The organism is Micrococcus sp. HSID17227 (assembly GCF_003989405.1).
GTDB lineage: Bacteria > Actinomycetota > Actinomycetes > Actinomycetales > Micrococcaceae > Micrococcus > Micrococcus luteus.
In genome coordinates, this window is record NZ_RBLN01000044.1 from 1 (window position 1) to 11,583 (window position 11,583).

At 73.2% G+C, this 11,583-nt stretch carries 9 protein-coding genes; 5 read left to right on the forward strand and 4 right to left on the reverse strand.

All coding sequences use genetic code 11. From position 1 onward, the window contains the following. The coding region (locus D8M29_RS04240; protein ID WP_174233299.1) for a nitronate monooxygenase at window positions 1-561 on the reverse strand (561 nt) is incomplete at its 3' end. An 81-nt stretch (window positions 562-642) separates the two neighbouring features. Between D8M29_RS04240 and D8M29_RS04245 the strand changes: the two genes are divergently transcribed. The 4 genes from D8M29_RS04245 (at window position 643) to D8M29_RS04260 (ending at window position 5,550) form a co-directional block, all read left to right on the forward strand. Further along, on the forward strand, window positions 643-2,097 hold the full coding sequence (locus D8M29_RS04245) for an L-lactate permease (protein WP_127435004.1): 1,455 nt from the start codon (window positions 643-645) through the stop codon (window positions 2,095-2,097). Between the two features lie 420 nt (window positions 2,098-2,517). Next, a complete protein-coding gene (locus D8M29_RS04250) occupies window positions 2,518-3,528 on the forward strand; it encodes an IS481 family transposase (protein ID WP_127435003.1) in 1,011 nt (336 codons plus the stop codon). A gap of 10 nt (window positions 3,529-3,538) precedes the next feature. After that, window positions 3,539-4,204 carry a response regulator transcription factor gene (locus D8M29_RS04255; protein WP_036316202.1) on the forward strand — a complete coding sequence of 222 codons (666 nt, stop codon included), beginning with the start codon at window positions 3,539-3,541 and terminating at the stop codon, window positions 4,202-4,204. Further along, window positions 4,201-5,550, forward strand: a complete 1,350-nt coding sequence (locus D8M29_RS04260; protein WP_127435002.1) for a sensor histidine kinase — start codon at window positions 4,201-4,203, stop codon at window positions 5,548-5,550. Before D8M29_RS04255 ends, D8M29_RS04260 begins: the two co-directional genes overlap by 4 nt. A gap of 138 nt (window positions 5,551-5,688) precedes the next feature. Here D8M29_RS04260 and D8M29_RS04265 read toward each other — a convergent pair whose 3' ends face one another. Further along, window positions 5,689-9,066, reverse strand: coding sequence for a beta-phosphoglucomutase family hydrolase (locus tag D8M29_RS04265; protein ID WP_127435001.1), 3,378 nt, complete (start codon window positions 9,064-9,066; stop codon window positions 5,689-5,691). Between the two features lie 286 nt (window positions 9,067-9,352). Here D8M29_RS04265 and D8M29_RS04270 point away from each other — a divergent pair, with 286 nt between their 5' ends. Further along, the gene (locus tag D8M29_RS04270; protein ID WP_036339378.1) at window positions 9,353-9,943 is read left to right on the forward strand and encodes a hypothetical protein; all 591 of its coding nucleotides are present in this window, start codon (window positions 9,353-9,355) and stop codon (window positions 9,941-9,943) included. Window positions 9,944-9,959: 16 nt separating this feature from the next. Here the strand turns inward: D8M29_RS04270 and rlmC are convergent, their stop codons facing one another. Further along, window positions 9,960-11,171 (reverse strand): 23S rRNA (uracil(747)-C(5))-methyltransferase RlmC, encoded by a 1,212-nt coding sequence (rlmC, locus tag D8M29_RS04275; protein ID WP_127435000.1) that lies wholly within the window; start codon window positions 11,169-11,171, stop codon window positions 9,960-9,962. Between the two features lie 10 nt (window positions 11,172-11,181). Continuing rightward, on the reverse strand, window positions 11,182-11,583 hold a 402-nt coding region (locus D8M29_RS04280; RefSeq protein ID WP_174233300.1), incomplete at its 5' end, for a HEAT repeat domain-containing protein.

The following is an 11,583-nucleotide window of genomic DNA, read 5'->3' on the forward strand; positions in this document are numbered from 1 at the left end:
TGCCTCGGTCGCGTCCGTCACGGTGGCCCCGGCCGGGATGCCCGCGGCGGCCAGCCGGGCGAACACGTCCGCGGCCGGCAGGCCGAACGTGAAGGAGACCAGCGGCCACGCCTGCTCCTCGGCGGCGGTGAGCAGGGCGTCGAAGTCGGCCCGTTCGGCGTCGGGGTCCGGGACCACGTCCGCGGCCGTGGGCAGGTCGGCGGCGCCGTCGGCCGTCAGGTCCGCCCGGTACGCGGCGACGGCCGCCGCCCGCGCCGACCGTGCCGCCTCCGTGCGCGCCGCGTCCGGGATGGCCGTGTTCACCGCGTCCGGCACGAACAGGTTCACGCCCCAGCGGTCCGGCCCCTCCGCGCCCAGCAGCGCGCGCAGCGCGTCCACCTGCGCGCGCATCTGCGCGGCCGTCCGCATGCCGCCGGCGAGGAACCCGCCGCCGCCTGCGCCGACGACGGCGGCGACCAGCTCCGGGGTCGAGGGGCCGCCGGCCATCGGGGCCACCGCCACGGGCACGGGCGGGATCAGGCGGGCGCGGGTGACGTCGTCGGGGTGGGATGGCTGCGTCATGACCCCCAGAGTAAGGGGAGGGGTGTCGGCCCCACCCCGCGCCTACAGTGGGGCGCAGTACACGAGGAGAGGGGGTGCGCCGTGGAGGTGCTGCTCGCGCTCTCACCCATCCTGCTCACCCTCGTGCTGCTGCTCACCCGGCTGCCCGCGTGGGTGGCCCCGGCCGCCGGGACGGCCGTGGCCGTGCTGCTGGCCCTCACGGTCTTCGGCGTGGCCCCGGGCGACCTGGGCGGCGCGGTCGGCGCCGGCGTGCCCACGCTGCTCGAGATCCTGGCGATCATCGCCGGCGGTATCACCCTGTCCCGCGTCATGGAGTACTCGGGCGGGCACGCGCGCCTGGCCGCGTGGCTGTCGGCGGGCAACGGCCCCACGATCGCGACCGCGCTGCTCATGGTGCACGGCGTCATCCCGTTCCTCGAGACCGTGACCGGGTTCGGCGTCTCCCTGATCGTGGGTGTGCCGCTGCTGCTGGGTCTGGGCTACACGGCGTTCCGGTCCGCGCTGATCTCCGTCCTCGCGCTCACCATCGGCCCGTGGGGGTCCATGGCGCCGGGCACGCTCATGGGCGCCCGCCTGTTCGGCCTGGACTTCCGGGAGATCGGGGTCACCGCCGCGGTGTTCAACCTGCCGGCCTGCCTGGTGGCGGGCGTGGCCACGGTGTTGCTGCTGCGCGGGGCGCGCGGCATGCGAGTCGACGTCGGCCCGGCCCGCACGCTGCCCTGGCTCGGCGTCGCCGTGCTCTCCGGGGTCGCCCAGTGGGCGCTGATCCTGGGGGCGAACCTCGTGGTCGGCACCGCGCCGGCGGGCGCCGTCGCCACGTTCGTGCTCACCGTGGCCTGGCTGCTCGTGATCCGTGGCGGTCGGCTGCTGCCCGGGCCGGGGCGGGACGTGGTGCCGTACCTGACGCTCATGGCGGGCACTGTGCTGGGCACCACCGTGAAGGGCACGTTCGGGCTCGAGGGAACGGCGGCCCTCGTGGGGACGCCGGCGCTGTGGGCGTTCGTGGCGGTGGGCGTGGGCGTGTGGCTGCTCCACCTCGACGCCGCCGCCCGCCGCCGCGTCCCCCGCGAGGCCGGGAAGCTCTGGGTGGGCACGGCCATCCCCAACGCGCTCTACGTGGCGTTCGGGCTCATCCTCTCCGCCGGCGGGGTCTCGCAGGCGCTCGCGGGCGCACTCAGCGGGATGGGGGAGTCCTACCTGGTGGCGATGCCGTTCCTCGGCGCGTTCGCCGGCTTCATCACGGCCTCGAACACCGGGGCCATGGCCCTGATCGGCCCCCTGCAGATGGACACGGGCGCCGCCCTGGGCGTCCCCCCGCCCTGGTCCAACGGCCTGCACAACGCGGCCGCCGGCTGGGGCATCGTCGCCGGGCCCGCCCGCATCCAGGTGGCCCACGGCATGGCCGCGGGGGCGCAGTCGCCGCACATGCCCGGCTGGGCCGTGACGCGGCGGAACCTGTTCGTGGTGCTGCTGCCGGCCATGCTCGCCGGGATCCTCGGCATGGCCGTGATGGGCTGGTTCCTGCTGCCGCGGTGACGCGCGGGGGTGGAGCGGGGCCCGGGTGGGGCGGCCCGGTTCCGTGGGCGGAAGCGGCAAGCCAGAGCGTTCCGTGGGCAGAAGTGCCCTCTCTTCTGCCCACGGAGGCGACGGGGTTGCGGGGTCTGCCCACGGAGGCGATGGGGTTGTGGGTTCTGCCCACGAAGGCGATGGGGTTGCGGGGTCTGCCCACGGAGGCGCCGGGACTGCGGTGGCCGGCCGGGCGGGGTGGCCAGCCGGATCCGCCCCGAGGCGGGGGCCGACGTCGACCTTCGGCGGACGCGGGGCGGCCTGTGCGCCGCCTAGGTGTTGTGGGTCATGAGGTTCTTGACATGGGTACCGGGCTGAGATGAGACGAGTGGGCCCCGCCCCGCAGGATGGAAGTTCCTCAACAACCCACCTGCCCGAAAAGACCCACTCATGACTCACGCTAACGCACCCCTGACCCCCACTGGCCGACTCAGGATGGTCCACCGCCACCTGCACGACGGGATCCCGCAGGCACACGTGGCCGCCGAGTTCCGGGTGAGCCGGCCCACGGTGGCCACCTGGGTCGCCCGCTACCGCGCCCAGGGAGAAGCCGGCCTTCAGGACCTGCCCAGCCGGCCGCACCGTTCACCTGCCCAGCTCGATCCGGTCCTGGTCGCCCAGATCCACGCCCTGCGGCGGGAGCGCAAGTGGTCCGCACGGCGCATCCATCACCACCTCGTCTCCGAGGGCCACCAGGTGTGTCTTCGCACTGTGGGACGGTGGCTGCACCGGGCCGGGATCTCCCGCCTACGGGACCTGACCCCAGCCGGAGAAGACCTCCGCCGGCAGCCGGCCCGGAGGATCACCGCGAGAGGGCCAGGGCACATGGTGCACCTGGACGTGAAGAAGATCGGGCGCATCCCTGACGGGGGCGGCTGGCGTGCTCACGGACGTGACAGTGAAGCAGGCCGTGCTTCCAAGCGTGGTGCAGGCCGGCGGGTCGGCTACACCTATCTGCACTCGGCGATCGAGGGGTTCACCCGGCTGGCCTACACCGAAGCGTTGGAGGACGAGCGGGCGGCCACGACCGTGAGCTTCTACTGCCGGGCGAGGGCGTTCTTCGCCGCCCACGGCATCACCGTGGACCGGGTGATCACGGACAACGGGAACAACTACCGGGCCGTGGACTTCACCGCGAAGGTGGTCTCACTCGGGGGCCGGCACCACCGGATCCGCCCCTACACCCCGCGCCATAACGGGAAGGTCGAACGGTACAACCGGCTGATGGTCGATGAGGTCCTCTACGCCCGCCCGTACTCCTCAGAGCAAGCTCGGCGTGAGGCCCTGCAGGTGTGGGTGAACCACTACAACTACCATCGGCCTCATACCTCCTGCGGAGACGCTCCTCCGGCCTCACTGGCACCGACCCGAGTCAACAACGTCATGCCCTCCTACACCTAGGCTGGGCGCCATGATCCGAGTAGTCGTGGCCGACGACCAGGCGTTGATGCGCACCGCCCTCGAGCACTTCGTGGCCCAGGCCGAGGACCTCGAGGTGGTCGGCTCCGCCGAGGACGGGGTCCAGGCCCTCGAGGCGGCCCGCACGCTGGCCCCCGACGTCGTGCTGATGGACATGCAGATGCCCCGCATGGACGGCGTCGAGGCCACCGCGCGCATCTCCGCCGAGGCCCCCGGCGTGCGCGTCCTGGCGATCACCACCTTCTCCTCCGAGCAGTACCTCGTGCCCGCCTTGCGCGCCGGCGCCGCCGGCTACCTCGTGAAGGACGCCCCGCCGGCCGAGGTGGTGGACGCCATCCGCCGCGTCCATGCCGGGGACGCCGTGTTCTCCGCCCGCGTGGCCGCGGACCTGGTGGAGGCCGTCACCGCGGCCCCCGAGCACACCGCCCCCTGCCCGGCCGAGCCCCTCGCCCCGCACGAGCGCCTCACCGAGCGCGAGCTGGACGTGGTCCGCGAGCTCGCCAAGGGCGCCTCCAACGCGGAGATCGCCGGCGCCCTGTTCCTCGCGGAGGCCACGGTGAAGTCCCACATCGGCAAGGTCCTGGACAAGTGGCAGGTCCGTGACCGCGTGCAGATCCTCATCCGCGCCGCCCGCGCGGGCCTCGTGGACATCGGATGAGCATCGCGGCGCCCGCCCCGGCTCGGACGACGACGGCGACGTCGCCCCCGCCCGCCGAGTCTCCCCTGGGCTCCCGCCTGCCGGCGATCCTGCGCACGGAACCCGTCTCCCGGCACACGCGGATCGTCCTCTACGTGATCGTCGGGCTCATGGTGCTGGGGGAGATCCTCACCCTGATGCTGGGGCCCACGGTGGCCGCCGGGCTGAGCGCCGACCCCGAACTCGCGGGCATCCTCGAGGAGGACGGCGGGCTGACGGGTGAGGGGCGGGAGCCGCTCCTGCGCTGGGTCCTGTTCCTGGCGAGCGTGCTGGTCACGCTGCTGTTCGGGTGGCAGCCCACCCTCGCGGCGGTGTTCGTGCTGCTCGGGTGCACGTTCGGTCTGGTGGGCCTCGTGGAGGCGGACCACGCGCACCTCACCCCGCAGGCGTTCAGTGGCGGGGTCGTCCTGGGCGCGGCCATGGTGACGCGGTACTCGCACCGGGTGTTCGTCTGGTTCGCCCTGGGCGCCCTCATCCTGCTCACCGTCGCGGGCGAGGTCCTCACCGACGGCACGTGGGCGGACGAGGACAGCCTCAAGGGCGTCATGGTCATCACGCTCATCGTCGCGCTGTGCGTGGCGGTGCCGGCCTTCATGATCCGCCGATCCCGGCATCGGGCCCGGGACCGCGAGGCGGCCCTGCGCCGGGCCGAGGAGGCCGCCGCCTGCGCCGCGGAGGCCGAGCGGCAGCGGATCGCGGCGGAGCTGCACGACGTCGTCGCGCACGGGCTCACCGTGATCTCGATGCAGGCCGCCATGCTGCCCACCCAGAGGGACCCGGACAAACGGGCCGCCGCGGAGAAGGCCATCGAGCAGGCCGCCCGGCAGTCCCTCGTGGACCTGCGCCGCATGCTCACCGCGCTGCGCGGCTCCTCCCGCAACGCGCAGACGGCGGAGGGGGACGCCGTCGTGGACCTGCCGGCCCGCCTCGACGAGTTCGAGGCCCGCCTGCACGCGGCCGGGTTCGCGGTGGAGCGCTCGCTGACCGAGCTGGAGGAGCTGCCGCGCTCCCTGGAGCTGACCGTGCTGCGCGTGGTGCAGGAGTCGGTGACGAACATCCTCAAGCACGCTCCGCGCCGCGGCACGGTGCGCCTGACCTCGGAGCTCGAGGGCGCGGACCGCCTCGTGCTGTGCATCGCCAGCCCCATGGACGAGGGCGAGCCCCGCCGGGACCGCGTGGTGGTCGCGATGGCCAGCGGCTTCGGCCTGGCCGGCATGCGCGAGCGCGTGGCCGTGTTCGGCGGCACCCTCATGGCCGGCCCGCTGGGCGGCTGCTGGGTGGTCCGGGCCGAGCTGCCGCTGCGCTGAGCCGGGGCGGCGGCCGCGTCCTCCCGCGTCCTCCCGCGTCCTCCCGCGTCCGGGGGCGAAAGTGGGCGGTATCCGCGCGGGATACCGCCCACTTTCGCCCCCAAAGGGACGGGGTGGGGTGGCCGACGACGGCGGCCCTCAGTCCAGCGGGACCGTCAGCTTCTCGCCGGGGGACAGGGTGTGCTCGCGGCCGGCGATGATCATCGGCACGTCGTGCCACATGCCCTCGCCCGCAGACACCGTCACCTCCCGCTGGGTCATCTGGATGACCACGGGCTGCTGGCGGAACCGGATGGTGAACCGGGCGCCGGGCAGCTGGGCGGGCATGCGGGGGTGCAGCCGGACGACGTCGTCGCGCGTCTCGAGGCCCGCGTAGCAGCGGATCACCGTGTCCACGGTGCCCGCCATCAGGCCCAGGTGGATGCCCTCCTTCGTGGTGCCGCCCTGCGTGTCCGAGAGGTCCGACTCGAGGGCCTCCGTGAACAGGTCCCAGGACCGGTCCGGGTCCGTGCGGGCCGACACCCACGCGTGCACCAGCCGGGAGAGCGTGGAGCCGTGCGTCGAGCGGGCCTCGTAGTACGTGACCATCCGCTCGAACGCCTCCTCGGGCAGCTCGTAGCCCATGCGGCGCAGGATCCGGTCCAGCTCCTCGGCGGAGAACAGGTATCCGAGCATGAGGGTGTCGGCCTGCTTGGAGAGCTTGTACCGGTTGGTGGCGTCGCCCTCGGCCTGCAGGATCAGGTCCATGCGGCCGATGTTCCCGTACTTGGCGCGGTAGGCCTCCCAGTCGAACTCGAGCAGGTCCTGGTAGCCCTCGAACTGGGCGAGGATGCCGGCCTCCTCGCCCTCCTCGAAGAACGGCACGGTCAGACGGGTGCTGACCTCCTCCCAGCGCTCGATCTCCTCCTCGGAGATCTCCATGAGCTCGGGCAGACCGTCGTCGATCGTGTCCAGCCAGCGGACCAGGCGGGCGGTCTCCGCGAGCACCCACGAGGTCAGCACGTTCGTGTACGCGTTGTTGCGCAGGCCGGAGCCGGGGGTCTCGGGATAGCCGTCGTGGAACTCGTCCGGGCCCATGACGCCGTGGATCTCGTAGCGGTCCGTGACGGCGTTGTGCAGGGTCATGGACATGAAGAACCGGGAGATCTCCACGAGCATCTCCGCGCCGTAGTCCGAGATGAAGGACGTGTCCTTCGTGATCTCGATGTACCGCAGCACCGAGTAGGCGATGTCCAGGGAGACGTGCCGCTGGTTGTGGGAGTTGTCCGGCATCCACATGCGCGAGCGCGGGTTCCACAGCTCGGTGGGCGTCTCCTCGGAGCCGTCCGCCCCGGACTGCCACGGGTACATGGCACCGGCCCAGCCCTCGGCCTGGGCGTTGGCGCGGGCCTCGTTGAGACGCCGGTAGCGGTACATCAGCAGGCCCCGGGTGATCTCGGGGCGGCGCAGCGTGAGCATCGGGTAGACGTAGATCTCGTCCCAGAAGATGTGGCCGCGGTAGCCCTCGCCGTGCAGGCCGCGTGCCCCCACGGAGGCGTCCAGGTCCCGGCGGCGGCCGTAGGCCGTCTGGAGCACGTGGAACGTGTGCAGGTTCAGGGCGAGCTGCTGGCGCAGCGACGCGCCGTCCTTGCCCATCGGGACCGCGGACCCCACCGGGGCCGAGTGGCCGGCGGCGACGACGGGCGGCGCGTATTCGCCGCCGGCCTCCGCCGCCGTGGAGCGGCGCTGATGCCGGTACGGCTCCGCCAGGTCGATGCGCACGGAGAACCGGTCCCAGTTGGTGCCCCAGCGCTGCTCGTGCAGGGTCAGCAGGTTGCGGAAGTTTTGGGCGCGCTGGACGTCCTTCACCGCCGACTCCCACACGGAGGCGTTGGCGTGGTCGTGGCTCGTGGCGACGGCGGCGATCTTCTCCAGCACGAGCGGCACGCCCTCGTCCACGTGGAGGAGGATGTCCTGGCCGACCACCAGGTCCGAGCCGTCCACGGGGCGGCGGATGGGCTCGTGGTGGCCCACCGGCGCCACCTGGCGGGTGCGGGTGGCCATGGCCACGTGGATGCCGGACTGGTTGGTGGCGGTCTCGAGCAGGACGGTCTCGCCGTCGATCTCCCGGGCCTGGACCGGCTCGAGGTGCTGGTTGGCGAGGGTGCGGTCGTCGGAGACGTTGAGGTTGGCCACGCGGCCCTCGATCTTCGAGCGCACCGTGAGGTCCCCGGACCAGTTCTCCGCCACCACGGTCAGCTCGATCGCGGCGAGGTGCCGATTGGCCAGCGAGGTGAACTGCCGGGTGTGGACCGTGGTGCGCCGGCCCTGCTCGTCCTCGAAGGTCATGGTGCGGGAGAGCACGCCGCGACGCAGGTCCATCTCCTGGCCGTACTCCACGAGGTTCTCCTCACCCGGCAGCAGCGGGCGGCCGTGGCGCGGGGTCACCACGAGCGGGGTCCAGTCCTGGATGTTGACCATGTGCTCGGTCTCCACGACCCGGCCCTGGACCATCGAGGTCAGCCGGTTGAACACCCCGGCCATGTAGGTGCCGGGGTAGTGGACGGAGGAGATGCGCGTGCCGGGCACGGCGCCGCGGGTGCCCCAGTACCCGTTGGCCAGGGTGCACAGCACCTCGCGTGTGCCCTCGGAGGCCGGGTCGAAGCGGTCCCAGCGCAGCACCCACGCGGGGTCGAACGGGGTGGTGGTGCGGTCCTCCAGATGCAGGGTCCCGTAGTCCTGGACCACCAGGTGGGCGCCGGCCGCCTTGAGCCGGCCCTTGCCGAGCTCGGGTTCGCGGTCCACGCCGATCACGAGGCCGAAGCGGCCGTCCGCGGCGGCCTTCACGCCGGAGACGGCGTCCTCGAGGACCATCGCGTCCGCGACGTCGACGCCCAGCTCGCGGGCGGCCTCCCAGAACATCGCCGGGTCCGGCTTGCCCGGCAGCCCGCGCTCGACGGCGGTGTTCCCGTCCACGATCACGGGGAAGAAGTCCAGCACGCCGCCGGCCGTGAGCACGGCGCGGGAGTTCTTGGAGCTGGTGACCAGTGCGACCGGCACGCCCTTGGCCCGCAGCCGCTCGAGGAGGTCCTGGGCCTCCGGGAACACGCGGACGCCGTCGCGCTCGAGGACCTGCTCGAAGTAGCCCTGCTTGCGCTCAGCGAGGGCGAGGACCGTCAGCTCCGGGGCCGCGTCCGCCTCGGGGGCGTCGGCCTCCGGGACGTGCAGGCCGCGGGAGGCGAAGAACGTGCGGACCCCGTCCTCGCGGGGGCGCCCGTCCACGTGGTGCAGGTAGTCGGCGGCGGCGTCGAAGGGACGCAGCACGTCCGGGTCCGCGGCGACGACGGCGGCGTTGGCGGGCAGCGCGCCCACGGCGGGCAGCGCCCCGTCGAAGAGCTCCTTCCACGCCTGCGCGTGCACGCCGGCGGTGTCTGTGATGACCCCGTCCATGTCGAAGATGACGGCGCGGTAGCGGCGGAGCCGGTGGCGGCGGGCGTTCAGGTCCTGCGGAGCGGCGGGGGTGAGCGTCTGCGACATGGGAACCAGCCTACGGGCGGGGAAGTGGGGCCGCACGGGGAGTGCCGCGGCGATGTTCACCGCAGCGAGCGCGCCGTCGTTCCGGCCGACCGCACCGCAGCGACATCACAGCGGTTCTCAGCTGCGGTGATGTCGCTGCGGCGCGGTGGGTTCCGGGAATAGGGTCGTGCCGACGGGGCGGACGTGTGCCCCCGCGCGCCGGAAGCGTGGCCCGGGAACGAGCAGGACACACTCGGCGGAGATGGCCGGGGGGCGAAGGGCTCATGAACTGGATGATGAGCAAGTGATGGATGCGAAGCCGACGCGGTTGCGGAAGAAGGCGACGCGGGAGGAGATCCTGGCGAGTCTGCCGGTGCAGGCGCGGGTGCGTCCGTCGCGGTGGTTGCTCCTGTGGCTGATCGTCGTGGTGTGCATCGCGGTGTTCGTGTGGGTGATCTTCCGGCCGCCGGAGGATGTCTCGGCCGGGTTCGGGGTGTGGCGTGTGGCGTCGTTCATCGGGTTGGCGCTGGCGTTGGCGGTGCTTCCCGCCGCGACGATGGGTCTGTTCCGGCCTCGGCATGTCACGTTCGATGAGCGACGGGTGTGGACGCGGGACTGGTCCGTGGACTGGGCGGACGTGAAGGAAGTCCGTGCTGTGGCGCCAGAGTCGGAGCACACGATGAAGGTGGCGCTCAAGGTGGACGAGCGGCTGTGGAACGAGGGTGGTCTGCGCAAGGCCAACCGGTGGGACTCGGGACGGCCGTTGCAGGGTGGCGGGTTGACCCGTGCGCAACCGCTCGTGCTCACGCAACCCGCGCTCGCGCCGTCGGCTCTGACGCTGCTGCAGGTCTTCGTCGAGTTGAAGAAGCGGAACCGCCGGGCGGGGAGCCCGCGGTGACGCGCCCCGGCCCCCGTCACCGCCGGGTCAGCAGTGTGAGCACCTCCGCGTGCAGGGTCTGAGGGAACATGTCGAACAACTGCACCCGCGCCACCCGATAGCTCGGCATCCGGGCCAGGTCCTGTGCCAGCGTCGTCGGGTTGCAGCTCGAGTACAGCACGGTGGGCGCGCCCGAGTCCTCCAGCGCGTCGGCCAGCTCGGCGCCGATGCCCCGCCGCGGCGGATTCACGACGACGGCGTCCGGGCGGGACCGCCGTTTCTCGAACGAAAGCGCCTCCGGAGCCCGCCGTTTCTCGAACGAAAGCGCGGAGGTGGCGTCGCCGGCGGAGAAGCGCGCCCGGTCGGCCAGGCCGAGCTCCGCGGCCGTCTCCCGGGCCGCGGCCACCGCCTCGGCGGAGGACTCCATGCCCCACACGTCTCGCACGCCGGCCCGGGCCAGGTGGAACGCGAACCCGCCCACCCCGCAGTACAGGTCCCACGCCGCCGCCGGCAGGCCGGCCTCGGCGACCCACGCCGCCGCCGTCGCGTACAGCCCCTCGGTCACCGCGGTGTTCGTCTGGAAGAACCCCTGCGGGCGCAGCCGCAGGCCGATCCCGTTCAGTTCCATCCGCAGGGTCGGCCCGCCGGCGAGCACGATCTCCTCGTCGCCCTCGGGCAGGGCCACGTGCTCCGGCAGCAGGTTCGCGCTCACCACGGCGGCGGGTGTCCCGCGCGCCGCGAGGTCGTCCAGCAGCCCCGGCACCGCCGCGCGCAGCGCGTCCAGCCGGTCGGCGGAGCGCAGCACGAACCGGACCATCGCCTCCCGGTCGGGGGAGAGCGTCACGATCACGTTCTTCAGCTCGCCCGTGCGGGCGGCGACGTCGTAGGGCTCCAGCCCGGCCGCCGTCACCGCCGCCGCGCACGCGTCGAACACGCCTTCCATGCCGGCCTCGTACAGGCCGCAGTCGCGCAGGTCCACGCCGGCGCCGTCGTGATGCCGGGGGTGCTGGCGCGGGTCCAGGATGCCCAGCCGCGGCGCCGCCGCCGACCCCGTGACCACGAGCTTCGCCTTGTTCCGGAATCCGGCCTCCGCGGAGGCGAACGGCTCACCCACGACCGTGTCCGCGTCGACCGCGTCCGCCAGGGCGGCCAGCACCGCGGCCTGCTTGTCCGCGAGCTGCCGGGCGTACGGCACGCCCATCAGCGGGCAGGAACGGCACTCGCCGACGTCGAAGTGGGGGCACTGCACGGGCGTCGCCTCAGCCCTCGAGGCTGACCCGCAGGCCGGGCCGGTCCAGGCGGATCGCGAGCTGCTCGAGGGCCAGCTCGGCGGCCGCGGCCAGGTCCGCGTCCACGTCCATCACCATGCCGGTGAGCACGGGCAGGGCGGACTCGAGGTCCTCGGGGCGGGCGAGGGCGCCCAGCGCGGACGCGGCCGACGCGCGGACCTCCGGGTCCGGGTCGGCACAGCCGGCCCGCACCGCGTCCACGAGGGCGCGGTCGACGGCGGCGTCGCGGCGCAGCGAGCCGGCCCGGGAGGCGATCACGAGGTGGGCCGCCGAGCGGACGTCCGCCTCGGGGGCGGTGAGCGCCCCGGTCAGGGCGGGCAGCGCGCTGCGGTGCCACGCGTGCATCAGGGCCAGCGCGCTGCCCGCCCTGAC